This is a genomic window from Oceanobacillus timonensis (assembly GCF_900166635.1).
In the GTDB taxonomy this organism is placed as follows: domain Bacteria; phylum Bacillota; class Bacilli; order Bacillales; family Amphibacillaceae; genus Oceanobacillus; species Oceanobacillus timonensis.
Genome location: NZ_LT800497.1, coordinates 4,076,130 through 4,093,507, shown reverse-complemented (window position 1 = coordinate 4,093,507; position 17,378 = coordinate 4,076,130). Strand labels below are relative to the sequence as shown.

At 36.5% G+C, this 17,378-nt stretch carries 15 protein-coding genes; 4 read left to right on the top strand and 11 right to left on the bottom strand.

The genetic code is table 11. The annotated features are described in order from the left end of the window. Window positions 1–3 precede the first annotated feature (3 nt). Complete coding sequence (locus tag B7E05_RS20065; protein WP_080875871.1) at window positions 4–687, bottom strand: YjjG family noncanonical pyrimidine nucleotidase; 684 nt, start codon at window positions 685–687, stop codon at window positions 4–6. 199 nt (window positions 688–886) lie between these two features. Between B7E05_RS20065 and B7E05_RS20060 the strand changes: the two genes are divergently transcribed. Next, window positions 887–1,114, top strand: coding sequence for a helix-turn-helix transcriptional regulator (locus B7E05_RS20060; RefSeq protein ID WP_080875870.1), 228 nt, complete (start codon window positions 887–889; stop codon window positions 1,112–1,114). Then, window positions 1,092–1,529: a hypothetical protein gene (locus B7E05_RS20055; RefSeq protein WP_342745014.1), complete on the top strand. Its 438-nt coding sequence runs from the start codon at window positions 1,092–1,094 to the stop codon at window positions 1,527–1,529. Before B7E05_RS20060 ends, B7E05_RS20055 begins: the two co-directional genes overlap by 23 nt. A gap of 49 nt (window positions 1,530–1,578) precedes the next feature. On the opposite strand, the gene B7E05_RS20050 is transcribed toward B7E05_RS20055, so the two are convergent. The 9 genes from B7E05_RS20050 to B7E05_RS20010 all read right to left on the bottom strand — a co-directional run bounded on the left by B7E05_RS20050 (window position 1,579) and on the right by B7E05_RS20010 (window position 13,263). After that, window positions 1,579–2,616: a beta-carotene 15,15'-monooxygenase gene (locus B7E05_RS20050; protein WP_080875869.1), complete on the bottom strand. Its 1,038-nt coding sequence runs from the start codon at window positions 2,614–2,616 to the stop codon at window positions 1,579–1,581. 324 nt (window positions 2,617–2,940) lie between these two features. After that, complete coding sequence (locus B7E05_RS20045) at window positions 2,941–4,215, bottom strand: SLC13 family permease (protein ID WP_080875868.1); 1,275 nt, start codon at window positions 4,213–4,215, stop codon at window positions 2,941–2,943. Window positions 4,216–4,350: 135 nt separating this feature from the next. Further along, window positions 4,351–5,478 (bottom strand): glycerate kinase, encoded by a 1,128-nt coding sequence (locus B7E05_RS20040; protein WP_080875867.1) that lies wholly within the window; start codon window positions 5,476–5,478, stop codon window positions 4,351–4,353. A gap of 84 nt (window positions 5,479–5,562) precedes the next feature. After that, window positions 5,563–6,642 (bottom strand): tartrate dehydrogenase, encoded by a 1,080-nt coding sequence (locus B7E05_RS20035; protein ID WP_080875866.1) that lies wholly within the window; start codon window positions 6,640–6,642, stop codon window positions 5,563–5,565. Between the two features lie 148 nt (window positions 6,643–6,790). Beyond that, complete coding sequence (locus B7E05_RS20030; protein WP_080875865.1) at window positions 6,791–7,480, bottom strand: GntR family transcriptional regulator; 690 nt, start codon at window positions 7,478–7,480, stop codon at window positions 6,791–6,793. Between the two features lie 259 nt (window positions 7,481–7,739). Next, complete coding sequence (locus B7E05_RS20025) at window positions 7,740–9,086, bottom strand: J domain-containing protein (protein WP_080875864.1); 1,347 nt, start codon at window positions 9,084–9,086, stop codon at window positions 7,740–7,742. 500 nt (window positions 9,087–9,586) lie between these two features. Beyond that, on the bottom strand, window positions 9,587–10,042 hold the full coding sequence (locus B7E05_RS20020) for a hypothetical protein (RefSeq protein WP_080875863.1): 456 nt from the start codon (window positions 10,040–10,042) through the stop codon (window positions 9,587–9,589). Between the two features lie 87 nt (window positions 10,043–10,129). Then, entirely contained in the window at window positions 10,130–11,737 is a 1,608-nt protein-coding gene (locus B7E05_RS20015; RefSeq protein ID WP_080875862.1) for an alpha-glucoside-specific PTS transporter subunit IIBC, read from the bottom strand. A 191-nt stretch (window positions 11,738–11,928) separates the two neighbouring features. Continuing rightward, window positions 11,929–13,263: a 6-phospho-alpha-glucosidase gene (locus B7E05_RS20010; RefSeq protein ID WP_080875861.1), complete on the bottom strand. Its 1,335-nt coding sequence runs from the start codon at window positions 13,261–13,263 to the stop codon at window positions 11,929–11,931. 275 nt (window positions 13,264–13,538) lie between these two features. Here B7E05_RS20010 and B7E05_RS20005 point away from each other — a divergent pair, with 275 nt between their 5' ends. Further along, window positions 13,539–14,312 (top strand): MurR/RpiR family transcriptional regulator, encoded by a 774-nt coding sequence (locus tag B7E05_RS20005; RefSeq protein WP_080875860.1) that lies wholly within the window; start codon window positions 13,539–13,541, stop codon window positions 14,310–14,312. A gap of 50 nt (window positions 14,313–14,362) precedes the next feature. Then, window positions 14,363–16,564 carry a Z1 domain-containing protein gene (locus tag B7E05_RS20000; protein ID WP_080875859.1) on the top strand — a complete coding sequence of 734 codons (2,202 nt, stop codon included), beginning with the start codon at window positions 14,363–14,365 and terminating at the stop codon, window positions 16,562–16,564. Window positions 16,565–16,953: 389 nt separating this feature from the next. On the opposite strand, the gene B7E05_RS19995 is transcribed toward B7E05_RS20000, so the two are convergent. Continuing rightward, window positions 16,954–17,301 (bottom strand): MerR family transcriptional regulator, encoded by a 348-nt coding sequence (locus B7E05_RS19995; protein WP_080875858.1) that lies wholly within the window; start codon window positions 17,299–17,301, stop codon window positions 16,954–16,956. Window positions 17,302–17,378: the final 77 nt, after the last annotated feature.

Genomic DNA, 17,378 nt, shown 5'->3' with positions numbered 1-17,378 from the left:
TTATCATTTAACAATTGGAATAAGCTCTGTTAAATGGTTAATTTCATATGTTGGCGCTATTCCTGCCGTATTTTCCTTATGGTCAGGGTTAAACCAGCATGTGTCGATTCCATAGTTTATTCCGCCTTGCATATCCGAAGTTAAAGAATCCCCGACCATTAATGCGCTCGCTTTATCGGTGAGTCCAAGCTTGGAAAAAGCATCATCAAATATGCGACGATCTGGTTTTTGAAAACCCGTTTCCTCTGAAATAATTACCGCTTCAAACGTGTGCTGAAGCGGTGAATTTCCTATCTTAGGTAATTGCACATGCTTAAACCCATTTGTGATAATCGCTGAACGTTGTCTAGGAAGCGAATCAAATAATGTGTCAGCACCATCCACTAGATATATTTCTTTCCCTAAATTTTCAAGATAAGCATGGTTAAATACTGCGCCATCCATTGATAAACCATGCTTTTCGAATAATCTTCTAAAACGTTCGGATCCTAATTTTGTTATCGATAGCTTTCCTTGCTCCAATTCGCCCCAGAGTACTTGGCTGATTTCCCGATAGCTGCTCCGGTAATCTACAAGTCCATTCGGCAATCCAAAGGTTTCAAATGTTTTTTGTAAAGCTGCTTGTTCGGATTTACCAAAATCAAACAAGGTATCATCCATATCAAAAAATATGACATCGTATTTCATTGTTTTGTTCCTCTCTCCTTTGAGCATCTTATTCGTCCATTATAGCAATCATGAGGAAAAGTTACGATTGTCCTTCACCGTTTTTGGTGAGGTTCTTTTTATACTAAAAAATAAGACAAAATGTAATGTATATATTGCAAAATGGAATATATATTGTATAATGTAATATATAGATTACATTATTGAGGTGTTAAAACTTGTGAAAAATCAACTTAAGGTTGCTCGTGTTCAAGAAAATCTAACGCAACAGCAATTAGCTGAGAAAGTAGGGGTGACGCGCCAAACCATTAGTCTAATTGAAAAAGGAAAATACAATCCAACTTTAAAATTATGTCTTAATATTTGCTATGTTGTTCATAAAAGCTTGGACGAAATTTTTTGGGTGGAAAAGGAGAGTGAAGAAGATGCAAATACAAAGAATAAATGATGAACGTTTGGTATTAAAGAATTTACAAAATATCCGGATTGCATATGCCATACAAACGTTAGGGATACTCGCAGTATTGGGCTATGATTTTGTAACAAAAGGTTTTAATGGCATGACAGAAAACCCAATATGGATTATATTTATTGTCTCTACAATGGTATTAGCTTTTTTATCGATGAATATTAGCGTAGATCATGAAAGTGATGATAAATTTCCAAATAAAGGGTTAGCTATTTCACTTACTTTATTGGCGCTAATTTGCATAGCCATTATTATCTTTACGGCATGGAGTGATGATTTTGCTATCATCGACGGTGTTCTGTTCGGTGGCATATTATTTATATGCGGGATGGTCCCAGTTTTCTTTCTGTTTGGGTTAAGAAAAAAGAAAAGAGCTGAGGAAGAGGAAGAATGAAAAAGATAAACAACCGTACCTCTTAACGTATATAAGAGGTACGGTTGTTTTAGGTATCATGATTGATTTTATTTAAAATAATCGCTCTCAGCCTATTCGGGTTATCTGATTTAATGGCAACTTTAGCATATTCTTTTTGAATCCCCATAAATAAAGTTGCAGTGACAGGTCTCTTCATTTTTATAATCATATCCGGATTACCTGCGTCAAATTCCTTAGCGATAAAGTCAATTGTATCCTTGGATAGTTTGCTTTTTAAAGCAGTTTCATCCTCTATCAAGTGCTCGATATCCTGAAAATCAATCTTTATTCGTTTTAATATTCCAAATGAAATGTATATCGCTTTTTCATCTGTATATACCGGATTAAGACGGATAGATTGAATGGAAGCTATTAAAAAAATCACAGAGTAAACGTTCAGTATTAATAATACAATGGAAAGAACAGGAAAATGGTTGTGAAGCCACCAGTGAATGGCAAATGTTTCTACGATAATGGCATGGATCATCATGATTTGTAAGGCAATAAAGCTGGATTTCTTATGCAGCGTTATTCCATCCGGAGGCGTCTTTCTCCAGCTGCAAAGGGCATAGTAAAATACCAAGGATTCCGAACAGATGACATGAACAATCGGGTTATTCCTTACATAGTTATCTACTGCTTTTGGAAAAGAGAAAATAACCGGTAGAGTGTTTGTTTTCACCATTTCTACTATTTTGGGCAGGTATCTGAAAAAGGCAAACACAAATAAAAGCTCAAAAACAATCAAGGCAGCTTCGGCAGCGATTCCAGCCCAGGTAATGGTCGCAAACGGAGCTAGTAAATGAGATGGGATAAGGATTCTTGCTAGTACACACCCTGCTGCTGCCAATAAAATAGCTGTTTTCATGGAGAAATTTTTTCGATACAGCATAAAAAACAATGGCCCCATAATAATCAAATCAATTAGTGACCCCAGTACAACAGGACTCGCTTCTGGCGGTAATATAGTTGTTCCGATGGCTGTTTGATACAACATATAATTCGCACTTAAAATGAGACCGAGCATTAGGAGCCAAAGATATTTCCCTTTTTGAACGATGTACATCGATGAAACCTCCTTTGTGAAATGGAAATCCTTTTTTCTATTTAGATAGTTTAATGATACATTGATGCCTAATAGAAGTATACAGATACCTGTTTATTTTTATGTGAATTTTGGGAAATGTTACTGTATTGTGAATGTCGAAAGGGCCTAGTATAGTGGAAGGCGAATTAGTCTGTTAAATAATCGGGATAAACAGGAAAGAGGGGAAAGGGGTTCTCTTTTGAATAATGAAAGAAGAAGTCTGATTTTCTAAAGTATATCAGAGAATCATGTCTTCTTCTTTCATTATTTTTACAAGTTTTCTATAGAATAAGCTATTTTCCCTTAAGGATAAAAAGGAAAGAAAATAGGTAGTAAGATCATGGAAACAATAATTCCAACTACAATCATTGGAACTCCAGCTTTCACATAATCCATAAATTTAAAGCCACCTACACTGTAAACCATTGTATTTGCAGGCATCCCAATTGGCGTTGCGAAAGCCAAAGAACCGCCAATTACTGTTGCCATCAGTACTGCCCTTGGATCCGCTCCAATGGAAGTTGCAATGGATAGACTTATTGGTACTAATAAGGCGGTAGTGGCAGTGTTGGACATAAAATTTGTCATCACGGCAGATAATGCTAAAATGACGAATAATAATAAATATGGGGAGGGTGCATCTCCCAAAAAGTCAACAAGTGAATGTGCAATTAATGCACCTGCACCGGTTGTATCAATCGCTTTTGCCATTGCTAAAGAGCCAACGAATAAAAGGATCGTATTCATATCAATGGATCTCATTGCATCTTTTTCTGAAATAACCCGTGTTGCTACTAAAATCAATGCACCTGCCCAAGCGGAAACATGTAGCGGTACACCTATCATCTCTTCAAAAATCATCGCTAGTACAGTTAATACTAAAACAATTAGCGATAGATATTGCTTCCATTTTGGGACATTTGAATAATCTACTTGCTGGTTAAAAATAGAATCTTCATCTAATGCTTCGTCCTTTCGAGTGGGTAAAAGGCGGTAGCCAAAAAAGCAAAAATATAAGATACCAATGATTAATATAGGCAAACCAACTTTTGCATATTCAAAAAATCCAAATGAAAGGCCGATATCCTGTAATGCTGATTGAGCAATCATATTTCCGGGAGCTCCAATTAAACTTAAATTTCCTCCCATAGCAGCTGCAAATACTAACGGAAGAAGTAATCTGGATCTGGCGAAACCAGATTTAGCTGCTATGCCGATAATGACAGGTATGAATACAGCCGCTGTACCTGTATTCGATAACAGACCTGACATAAGACCTGTGATGATCATAATAATAGCGATCAACATGCGTTCTGATTTTGCAAACTTTGTAATAACGCTCCCAAAGTTTTGTGCCATCCCCGTTTCAAAAAATGCTCCCCCAACAATAAACATGGCAATAAATAGTAATACATTTGTATTAACAAAACCTTCGAAAGCTTCTTCTGGATTCAATACACCTGTTAAAATTAACCCTACAGCTACAAGCATTGCTGTTATTGGTAAAGGAATCTTTTCCCAGGCAAACATAACAATAGCAAATACTAAAAATAACAAAGTGATTATCTCAGGACTCATACTATTCCCCCTAAATGTATAACAATTCTACCTGGCTACGCCGATTTTAATGGGCAAGTAATCGCAGTACTCATTAGAAGAAAGCGGAAATCCCATTATTAAATCTTCATTTTTATTGACTAAACATATGACAATTTATTCCTTCGGCCATGTTAAAAAAGTAGCAATTTGTTGTGATATATATGTTATATTTTGTTGTGATTGTGATAATGTTATTGCCTGCTCTAAAGTTTGAATACCGGGTAGAACAGATAAACATATTTTGATACCGCTTTCATAAAACGCTGATAATAACTGAATGTCTATACTTCCAGCTATCGCAATCACAGGCTTATCTATGCTTTTGGCATAACGTGCTATACTTATTGGCGCTTTACCGGACAATGTCTGAGAATCTAATTTTCCTTCTCCTGTAATAATGGCATCAACTTGTTGAATGGTTTCTTTTAATTGAAGTGTCTTCATAAACCATTCTGCACCTTCATATATTTTTGCTCCTAACGCCAAACATGCAACGCCTAAACCACCAGCTGCACCTGCGCCTGGGGTGTTTTTATACTTTTGCAGAAGAGGCGTTAAGGAGCATAATCGTTGTACTTGTTTTTCGACTTTTATGCAATCATCAGGTGACAGTCCTTTTTGTGGTCCAAAGACGAAAGTGGCACCTTCCTCACCACAGAGCAAATTTTGCACGTCTGTTATAACGGATATAGGAATGTTTTTAAGTTCAGGGGAACGTGTTGAAAAATCTATATGCGTAATATTTTCCAAGGAACTAGCTCCGAATGAAGCAGGCTGATGCAATGCATCTGAAACTGTAACTCCTAAAGCCTGCAGCATCCCAATCCCTACATCATTTGTCGCGCTCCCTCCAAGGGCTATGACAATATGCTTTGCGCCTTTATGCAGCGCGTGGATTATTGCTTCTCCGACACCGTATGTAGTCGTGTACAATGGACTTCTTTTATCTGAAGGAAGCATAGGCAGTCCGCAAATTTGAGCAATTTCAATTACTGCAGTACCATTATGCATCATAGCGTAGTAGCTTTTTATTTTTTCTCCTAAACCGCCAGTAACTGTGCATTCTATTTTGTTTGCATTCGTTGAATCGATCAAAGCATCTATTGTGCCCTCACCGCCGTCAGCTAATGGCTTTTGAATGACTTCCAATCCTTTTAACTTTAATTCTTTTGCTACAATGTTATTAATTTCTGAAGAACTTATACTTCCTTTAAAAGAGTCCACGGCAGTTAATATTTTCATAATTACCTCCTTTTGAAAAGAGGTACTCAGATAAATCTATCTCAGTACCTTTTTCCATGACGAACATCAAAAATAATGGATAAATTAAACTGTCAGGTTTTGAATAATGGCATTCGTAATCTCTTCTGTGTTACTCGAACCGCCAATATCTCGCGTAATAATACCCTGTTCAGTTGTACGGCGAATAGCTTGTTGGACATTATTTGCTTCTTCATGTAACCCTATGTCTTCCAGCATTAAAGCAGCACTGGCAATAGTTCCGATGGGGTTTGCAACTCCTTTTCCTGCAATATCCGGAGCTGATCCGTGTACAGATTCGAACATGCTTGGGAAACGTTTATCAATTTGTAAATTAGCACTAGAGGCAATGCCTAGACTCCCTGCTAGAGCACTTCCTAAATCAGATAAAATATCAGCGAATAGATTAGATGCAACTACTACTTCTAAATCATCAGGGTGAAGCACAAATTGGGCAGCCATAGCATCTACTAGCCATTGGTCGGTCTCAACATCTGGATATTCTTTGCTAACACGCTCAAATACTTCATCCCATAAAACCATTCCATATTGTTGTGCATTACTTTTTGTAACACTAGTTACTTTCTTGCGCTTCCGGTTACGAGCAAGATCAAATGCAAAGCGGATAATACGTTCACACCCATACTCTGTAAAAATAGAAGATTGAATAGCTACTTCTCTTTCATCCGGACGAGCGCTAAAGTTTCTGCCTCCAATTCCAGAATATTCACCTTCCGAATTTTCACGTACTAGTATCCAGTTAAGGCTTTCTGGGTCTGGGTGGGCGATTCGATGTTGAATTCCAGGTAGGAATTCAACTGGTCTGATATTGGCCCATTGATCCAGCCCTTGACAAATTGCTATACGAAGTCCCCATAAACTAACGTGGTCAGGCACACGAGGATCGCCTACAGCTCCAAAATAAATGGCGTCATAATCTTTTAAAGTTTCTACTCCGTCTTCTGGAATCATACTTCCGTGTTCCAAATAGTAATCACTTCCCCAATCGAAGTAATCGCTTTCAAATCTAAACTTACCATTTGACTGTTCTTCCAAATAAGTTAAAACTTTCATCCCTGCTGCAATTACTTCTTTTCCAATACCGTCACCTGGAATCACTGCAAGATTAAACGTTTTTGTCATCATGCTTCCCCCTTTATTAAGTTATTTACATCTTATACAATGTATACATTAAAGTCAATATTTTATTAAAAAAATATTTATTTATGCCTTATATAGTATTTAATGTATTCATTAATAAAAAACTAGCAGATAGGCGTGATAACCTTCTCTGCTAGTTTTCTTTACGTAGTACATTTAAAATCTCAGCGTGTGATCTATTTCGATGTTCTTGCATAACATATTTTGCTGCTTGTTCATTTTTAGCAATCATACAGGCGACGATGGCTTTATGTTCTTGAATGGAATGTGTTGGCAAAGGTCTTTGATGAATCGTATAAAGCCTTGCACGGTGGCATTGGTCATCGAATGTTTCATAGGTATTAGATAGCCGCTGGTTCGAAGCTAAGTTTAGAATGCGGCGATGAAATACATCATCCAGTTTTGACCAACGTTCTAAATCTTTATTATGCAAAGCTTCCAGCTGTTCTTCAATCATACTTTGCAGTTGTTGTATGTCATTATTTGTAGCCTGTCGGGTTGCCGCTTCTGCAGCAATTCCATCAAGTGCTACGATAACACTATAAATTTCTTGTAAATCCTCTGGGCGTATTGGTTCTACAACAAATCCTTTACGCGGGACTAAACGGATTAATCCTTCTGTTTCCAAACGTACAAATGCTTCTCTCACGGGCGTTCTGCTCATTTCTAGAAATGTAGTTATTTCACGTTCTAAAAACATACTTCCTGGTGATAGAATTAACTCTCGAATAGCTGACTTAAGTATTAAATACGCTTGTTGAGGTAATTTATAATCATCAATATGATCAATGTTTTCTTTGATTTTATACAGTGGATATTCCATGAATGAAACCCGCTCCTTCCAAAATATCTGAGAAAATATACGACTGCTGCAATTGATTGGTAAAATGATTGTCCGAGTTTAATCTTATTATACTAAACAAATTGAAGTAACCAGAATATAATTTTGAAATTTATCTTAATATATTAGCATTTTATTTTAAATTATTTAAGATAAAAACCAATAAATTTGTACTTATAAAAAGCTGCCACCTTCATGACATAATAGATGAAAGTGACAGCTTTGTTCCTTTGGAAATTCCTTATTTCTTCTTACCTAATTTTCTTTTTTCCTGTCTGCTGAGCCCTGCAGTCAACTGCTCAAACAGGCTATTCCATTTATCCTGATACGATTTATAAATAAGCGGATACTTCTTCTTCAATTGCAGAATGCCTGCAGCGTAGCTCTCTTTGTCGCTTTCAAGTTGCTGCCTTACAGAAATAGGTAACTCTTTGGTGACAGTCAATATTTTGGCAGGTGCTATTTTCCCGGTATAGAACCATTCATATGCTTTATAGTAAAGCAACTGATGGACATTTTTATCATGAAACAACTTGCGGATATCTTTCTGCAGATTTGCTTGTTTTTTCGTTTCCTGATGCGCTTTTTTTATATCATTATTTTCCGGCAGTTTGAGAGCATTTGCCAAACTGATATAGATTTCAGCCTCTTGAAAAAGTGCTTCTTGATGAAAATACCTATACTGCTCCATTAGTTCATTTTTTAATTCATTTTGTTCCACATCGTCTGAGATATGCTTGATGTGTTTTTTTAATTTGGATATCACTTTAGATAAGAGAGACCATTTTTCTGTGGTAATAATCAGGTTAATCCAAGACAGATAGAAGGATGTGATCGTTCTTGTATCTTCTTCTTCCCGAGGTTGTGACTGCTCCATCAGCTGCATTGCTTGGTCTGATTGGCCTGTATGAATATACAAATCTGCTAAAGCTGGAACAAACATCACGGTTTGTTCAGGAAAAATTTGAAATAATTGCTCGTAGGTTTCAATGGCTTTATCCAGATAGCCATTATCTCGATATATACCAGCTTTTAAATTATAAATCACTTGCAATTCTTCATCACTTGCAGCAAGAGGCAGAATCTCCGAAAATACTTTTTCCATCTCGTCTACATCATCATTTAGACTAGCAAGCTTTAATAGCTTGAACTTTACTTCTCCGCTGTCAGGTACAAGTTGATTTATTTTTTTATAAAGTTCAAATGCTGTTTGATTGTCTTCGTTATCCATAGCTTTTTTCGCATCGATAATTAATTGTTCTGCTTCATGATGCTGTGTTGTATCGCTTGCTTCGGTTTCTGCTTCCTCTATATGGTGTTGCTCCGCTTTTGCAGGGGCATCCGTTTCCACTTGTTTTGTTTGTGTCTTTTTGTTCTTGTTATTTTTACGCGCCTCATCATAGGCAGCTCTTTTTTCAGGATCTTTTAAAACGTCGTAAGCTTCCTGTATTTTATTATGGGCTTCAGGATCTGTTTCCAGCGGATGTTTCTCCAAAGCCTCCAGATACTTTTCTTCAATTCTTGCCTGGCCAATATTTGCTGTTGTGCCAAGAATCTTATAATAGCTTTCGTTCTTTACTGTACTCATATTGATAACTCCTCATTATTTACGGTCAAAAAAGGATAAAGTTTATTACTGTATCCTTGTCAATATAGCCTTATGAAATCCTTCTATTATCTAAATAGAAGGATTTCATTGTCGTATTTTTTATTTTAAAAGAGAAAAAGATTCGATTTTTAATCATCCTCATTACTTAAAAAATCTATCGTGGTGATACAAGTTAGCTTCTATGTCCGCTTTTCATTGTAGCTTTTCTTTTCCAATCTCGCAAGAACATGATTAAAAGAGCATAAAATAGTTTAAACGTTTCATATTCTTTTGGAGACATCATCTTTGAATAAAATCTATTTTTTAAGGAATTTAACTTTCGCTTTATTGGAGAAATCAATAGAAAGCATAAAAATCATATGTCCAGTTATTTCTTCTGTTATCAACAAAAAATGCCGGTTTTGGCCGACAAAATGTGCTTGAAATGATTATAGAATGGACGAAAGAATAAGTGATAGGAGTATAACTACTAAGGTAAGCTAGAAAGATAATCTAATAAAGGCGATAACTACAATAAGGGTTAGAACGATATTTAAGAGTGCGAGCAGTTTACATTGCAGCATTCCTTCTTGCGTACTTGAATCTGAATGGAATGATTTTGTTTTTACTCTTGTAATAAACGTAAAGACCACTCCAACAATATTACCAATAAATAGCTGTGATATAGCTATACACATTAAATAAGATGGAAGTGCCGTATATTGGTTTTGTTCTTTTAGTTTCCATAGTATATAAGCCCAAATGAGACATATCATGACAGATAATAAAAGAATGGGATTTAATGGATCGCTATAAAGGAAATCATAATAGTTGTTATTGGTTTGACTCATTGAAAACATGACATAACCTAGATAGGCAAAAGGAAGAAGGAGATAGAAAATGATCAAAGAGTTGATATATCTTTTTGGATGTTGGACAGCGTGTTGATTTTTCAAAGTGTAAATACCTCCTGTTTAGAATGAACGAAGGAAGGAAGATTCGTGCTCCTCCCTTCGTTTAATAAACGAAATGATAATTTTCATTTATTCAGTAGAGTCTTGTTGATTCAATAATGCTTCAAATTCTTCTCTGACGTTTGGAACGGAAAGTCCCACAATAATTTGAATAGCGTTGTTATTTTTTACCAGACCCATACCTCCTGCCTCTTTGAAAAAGGCATCATCTTCTACAAGGGAAGGGTCATTTACGTTTAGTCTTAAACGGGTAGCACAGTTGGTGACAGATTCAATATTTTCTGCACCGCCCAGACCTTCTAAAAATAACATTGCCTTTTCTTTGTTTTCCGATGGTTTCGGTTTTGGACCATCATCCTCTGTTTCATTCTTTTTCTCTTTATAATCTTTTTTAGTATATAATTTGACATTTCCTGTATCTTCTCGTCCAGGTGTCTGCAATTTCATCTTTAAAATAAGATACTTAAAGACATAGTAATAGATAAAGACAAAAGCAATACCTATTATAAATTGAATAACGTAAGTATCCCAATGGTTTCCAAATAGTGGAATCCAGTTTCTGGCAGCACTGTTAATCAGACCGCTGCTAAAATCTCCGCTGACCCCAAATTGGTACATAACAACAGCCATAATTGCCCCTAATAGAGAATAAACCACAAAGAGAACAGGAGCTATGAAAAGGAACGTGAATTCAATTGGTTCTGTAATTCCTGCGACAACAGCTGTGATGGTTGCTGGAACCACTAGCGCTAATACTTTTTTCCGATTCTCCGGTTTTGCCGTTTTATAAAAGGCAAAGGCAATGCCTGGAGGAGCAAACATTTTTACACATCCATATAGAGAAAAACCTCCGGCAGGAAATAAGGTTTTTAATGATTCTTGTGACTGGGCAAATTCAGAAAGATGATTTAACCAGTTCACCTGAATTCCTTCGCTGACAATTGCAGGCCCTAACATAAAAGGTGCATAGACGAAATGGTGTAATCCTGTTGGAATCAATATTCGGACAAGGAAGCTATACACAAAAATACCAACTGATCCAGAACTGATAAAGAATGCTTGTAAAGAATTTATTCCATTTTGCACCATTGGCCATATCAAGCATGTCAGAAAAGCCAAAGGTAAAGTGACAATAAAACCTAGGATGACCACATAAGCTGAACCTTGGAAAATTCCGAGCCATTCCGGAAGTTTTTTATCAAAATATCTATTGTGAAGCCATACGACTAAAGCGGCTATTGCGATAGATCCAATGATACTGGTGTCTAATGTTTTAATTCCTGCAATCAATGTAAGACCTGTTGTTTCACTGGCTTCTGGATCAGCAGAAAAATCAACCCCAAATGAACCTCCAAAATATTGTAAAATAGAGGATATAAAGTAATTAAAGGTTAAGTAGATGACCAAAGATTCCATGACTGCTCGGGCATGTGCTTTTTTGGCCAACCCAATGGGAAGTCCGATGACAAATAACAGCTCCATTTGTCGGAATACTGTCCAAGCCCCTGATGCGACGATATCCCATAATTGAAACCATAGTGTATCTTCGTTAGCCAATGACCCCATGATAAGAGGGTTCTGAAACACGGAAGCTAATGCAACCATGATACCGGCAAATGCAAATAACAGTACAGGAGTAAACATGGCCCCTCCGAACCGTTGAATTTTTTGTAACATCTAAAATTCCTCCTCTTATTGTTTTAAGCGTTTTCAAAGATGTTAAAAGGAAAGGCAAGTAATCTGATTCTTTTCTCATATAGAAATAGAAACAACGATTCTGTATGACCTATGAAAGAAAGGCTCCAAACGTTGGTTACTGGAAGCTTTGTTTGGAGCCCACTTATAAATACATGGGAATTAACCAATCTTTAATGCAGTGTTGGCCAATAACCTTTATTTGCTTCAATGAGTTCGTCTAAAAGATCTTTTGCAATATCCGCACTAGGAATTGTTTTGCTTAGGGCGAATGCCTGGTATAATTTTTGCTTAGAGCCTTCTGTATAAGCTTCAACAGCTAATTTTTCAACTGCTACCTGTTGCTCCATTAATCCTTTTTGGAATGTCGGTACTGGTCCGATAGATAACGGTTCTGCTCCTTTGGAGCCTACCAGACAAGCGATTTCAACCATTGCAGTAGCGTCGAAGTTACTGATTGCTCCATTATTTTCAACCATAATAAGCATTCGTTCATGCGTATTGTAGCTTAAGGCACAAGCTAAGTCGACAATGTAAGTAGCATGTGCTCCAATCGCTAATGCTGTTTCTTTTGCAGTCCCTTTTTCCACAATTTTATGGCATTCTCCAAATACACGTTTTTCTCTGCCATCAATCACTTCATTTGCCCGTGTGCGGTTGGCATCGGCAATCTCAACTTCTTTATTTGGGAATAAATAATATTTTAAATACGTATTCGGTATCGTATTTGGATCAAGTTCATAAACAAATTTTGCCATATCATACGTATGAAGCCAGCTGGGATCGGAATTTCTTGTTTCTTTTCCGATGGCATTCAGATTAAATCCATTTTCAGCCATATAGGATTTTATTTGTGGCATTAAATCGTTTCCATCTTTGTCTTGCACATCTGTATACCAGCCAAAGTGATTCAGACCGTAATAACGGATTGTTAAATCTTTTCTTGAATCTAAGCCGACCATTTTAGCCATGCGGTCTTCTAAGCCGATAGGGTGATCACAAATATTCAACACTCTAGATTCCGGTCTTAGTTTTCTGCAAGCTTCTGCCACAATGGAAGCCGGATTGGAGTAGTTCAGCATCCATGCATTTGGCGAATACATTTCCATATAATCAATAATCTCAACAACCCCTTTAATGGAGCGTAATCCGTATGCAATACCGCCGGGGCCGCATGTTTCCTGACCGATGACATTATATTTTAATGGAAGTTTCTCATCTTTTTCTCGCATTTCGTATTTACCAACACGAATATGTGCCATCACAAAATCTACATCTGTAAAACCGACCTCAGGATTATCTGTTGCCACAAACTGAATATGAGGCGCCTGCTCTTTAATAATAATTTCACAGGCTTTTGCAATCGTACTTTGTCTCTCTGAATCATTATCATATAACTTTAACTGTCTGATAGGGAATTTATCCAGATTGTCCAAAAGCATTAATACGATTTCTGGTGTATAGGTACTCCCGCCGCCAGCAATTACAATTGAATGTTGTTTTGTCATTACTACCATCTCCAAGTTTTGTATTTGATGCTAAAATAATTTATAACATAGTAATTTTTGAGAAGACAATGGAATTCAGGGGTTTAGGTTTTTGTTTAACAGTTTGATATAAATTTCATCTGATGAAAAAAATTTACCTCGAGCTTAGGAAATGAAAATGCTTTCTGTGAGCTATCGCATTTTGGTATAATAAAATAATGTACCATTTTCTAAGAAAGAAGTCTTTTAGTTGAAAAGTATCAATATATAGCTTTTATTTATGGAGGCGTTTTTAGATGGCTGATAATTTGAGTAAACAAATTAATCAAAACTATCATCAATTAAGTGAAAATGATAAATTCGTTTTAAATTATATACTTCAAAATAAAGAAATTTGCCAATATATGAATGTCTCTGAGTTAGCGCAAAGAAGTATGTCTTCTCCTGCTTCTATTGTCCGACTGTCAAAGAAAATAGGTTATTCGGGTTTTAGTGAGTTAAAATATCAGATTAAAAGTGAGATAGATGAGGAAAGTCAGATTACATTCGATACCTCTACTTATTTAGACGAATTACAAAATGACATTAATATAACGGTTAAACTATTCAAACAAACAGACCTGACGGAACAATTCGAGCTCATCCATGAATCGAATAATATCTATGCGTATGCAACAGGCACAGCACAAAAAAATATGTTAGATGAGTTAAATAGATATATGCTTTCTATCAATAAGAATTTAATCATCATTCCAAGCTACAGTGAATTGGAAATGGTATCGAGCCTTGCCTCAGATATAGATTTGCTGATTATCGTATCCTTAAGCGGAGATACGAATGATTTGGAACATCCAATGCGAATGTTGAAGCTGAAAAATATACCCACTTTGTCGATTACGGATATAAAAAATAATAAATTAGCTAATTATTCCCCTAATAATTTGTATTATCATCCAACGGGAATAGCGAAGAAAGGCAATATATCAAAATTATCTTTTGTAACACTAAACGTCTTAATGGATCTCTTTTTCCAGGAATATGTATCCTATGTATCCAAAAAGGAATCATAGATTTTTAGTAAAATGATAGAAAGTATGAAAGAAGCACAAGGAGTCACTTTATGGAAACTGTTGAATCAGAATTAAAAACAAATGGGATGTTTTTCACACCATTGTTTCAGAAGAACAACTACAAACAAGAAGAAAAAAACGTGATGCAGCGTACCGTTTCGAACCTATTAAAAACATCGACTACCTCCAAAAAGCCGGGAATGCTTTTAGGGCATATCCAATCCGGAAAGACAAGATCTTTTCTCGGTTCAATGGGGTTAGGTTTGGATAATGGTTTTGACGTGGTCATTATTTTAACCAAAAACTCAAATGCACTAGTCAAACAGACATTCGAGAGGTTAGAAAGTGAATTTACGGAGTGTATGGAAGAAGATGAATTAGCAGTTTATGACATTATGAAAATGCCGGTGAAGCTGCGTAAATTTGAATTGAAGAAAAAGCTGGCATTTGTCTTGAAAAAAGAGAAGAAAAATATGCAGCGGTTAGAAAATCTCTTATTTGACATGTATCCCGACTTGACCGCAAGAAAAATTTTATTTATTGATGATGAAGCAGATTTCGCTTCCGTTGCCTATGACAATGTGAAGGATAAGAATATCATCGATTTAAAAGTCATCGCGGGGCAAATTGACCAGATTCGATCAAGGTTAGATGATGCCGCTTATCTGCAGGTAACCGCGACACCATATTCTTTATACCTCCAACCAGATGATATGACCATTCATGCGCATAAAGCTTTTCAGCCGAAGCGGCCTGCTTTTACAGAATTAGTGCCGATTCATGATCAATACGTCGGCGGGGAAATGTATTTTGAAAAGTCCAAAGAAGAGGGACACATGGCGAGTTATCTTTACCATGAAATCCAGGAGGAAGAGCTAGAAATTTTAAGAAAAAGTGATAAACGTAAGGTGAAAGTGGACCATCTACTTACAGGTGAGCGTTATGAAGGCATCCGTAGCGCACTGATTCATTTTATGGTGGGCAGTAAAATCCGCAATATCCAACAGCAAAAAGAGGGGCAGCGCCTTGAAAAGTATGCTTTTATCATGCATACCATCACCACGAAGTCTGCACACCAGTGGCAAGAAGAGGTCATGCTGCAGATAGAGGAACAACTACGTGTGGCAATGAAGAAAGAAGACCCTATCGTTGACCAGTTAATACGTACGGCTTATCAGGATTTTGTGCGTTCACAAAGGAAGGATATGTATTTTCCTGCGTTTGATGAAGTGCTTTCTAACGTACGTGATGCTTTGACAGAGGAAGAGCTGTTAATTGAAATTGTAAACTCCGAACAGGATGTCGATCATTTATTAGATAAATCAGGTGAACTGAAATTACGAACACCGCTGAATTTCTTTATAGGTGGACAAATCCTTGATCGCGGGATTACGATTAAAAATTTAATTGGTTTCTACTATGGAAGGAATCCGCAAAAATTTCAGCAGGATACCGTCTTACAGCATTCACGAATGTACGGAGCACGTCCACTTGCTGACATTGCGGTTACCCGTTTTTATACAACCAGACGAATCTATGATGTCATGGAGCAGATGCATGAATTTGATACAGAACTGCGTCAGGCATTTGAATCTGGAGCAAATAGTGGCGAAGTGACCTTTATTCAAAAGGACTATGATAATACGATTTTGCCATGCAATCCAAATAAAATATTATTATCCAGTGTGCAGATGCTAAAGCCGGGAAAACGGATGCTGCCGACAGGTTTTCAAACGATTGCGAAGAGCTATCTGGAGCGGGAAATGAAGAAAATAGATAAGTATGTAGAAATGATGAAGCAGACAGCAAAAGCAGTACATCCCAAAGATGCCCGCTGTTTCCTGGTTAAAAAGGAGAAAGTTCAAGAACTGCTGGCGATGATTTATCAAACCTATGCGTTTGAAGAGGGCTACGATTGGGATTTAGAAACGTATCGTGCTGTGATGCATTATTTATCGGAGGAAACAGACACGAATCGAAAGGGGCTTGTCTGGATCGTTTTACGTCAAAATCGTAACATGACCCGTATCCGTCAAAGCACTGGTCGTTTTGAGGATGCTCCGGACACGAAGCAGGATGAATTAAAAATAGCACGGAACCTAGCTCGAGTTGTTCCGTCGTTGATTTTGATACGACAGAATGGATCGGAAGAGCAAGGCTGGCGCGGTGGAGCTTTCTATTGGCCGGTGCTGGTTGCGCCTGAAGAGACGAAAACGACAGTGTTTGCCGGGAAAGGGATTAAGGAAAGATAGGGTTAATGTTTTTTAAACAATCGTTCATCATAAATTTGGCTTCTCACCGCTATTTTCAATCTTTTCTTTGATAGTGATAAATTTTTATATATATAAATTTACTATCATCAGGAAATCTCTATCAATTAATTTTCCAATATGGTCAAAGAATCCTTCAAATGGATGTCTAACCTATAAATCATTTGTGTATCGATTAGCTATATCAACAAAAGCTTAAAAAGATAATGAAAGAATATTCTTGGTCCAAGGGCATTGTGTATAGCAGAAGCTGTGTTTTAACGAATTAATTCATTAAAAATGTTTTTATAAAATTACTTAGAGTTTACTTCAAGTTAGATTGGTCTCTAAGTAATTTTACTTTATTATCAAAACTGAAAACACTAACCACTTTAAATTAATGATTTGGTAATTTTTAAATCAATGATATTTAAGCTCTTCTTTAAATCATCGATTTGCCGAGCGACTTCTTTACGATGGGCCTTCATCATTTCCTCTCTTGTATGAAAGGTTTCTTCGCCCTCTCTGTACAAATTAACATATTGTTTAATCTCTTTGATTGGCATACCCGTATTTTTTAAACAGCAAATCATTTTTACAAATTCCAAATCAGTTTCGGAGAATTGTCTATTTCCATTCTTATTTCTTGAAATAAAAGGGAGAAGACCTTCTTTATCATAAAAGCGTATCGTGTGTGTTGAAAGATCACAAATCTCTGCGACCTCGTTAATAGTATACATTGGTAAATGCTCCTTTAAAAATTTTTTCGGAATGTCTTGACTTCGATTTAACTCTAACTATTAGTATGAGTATAAAC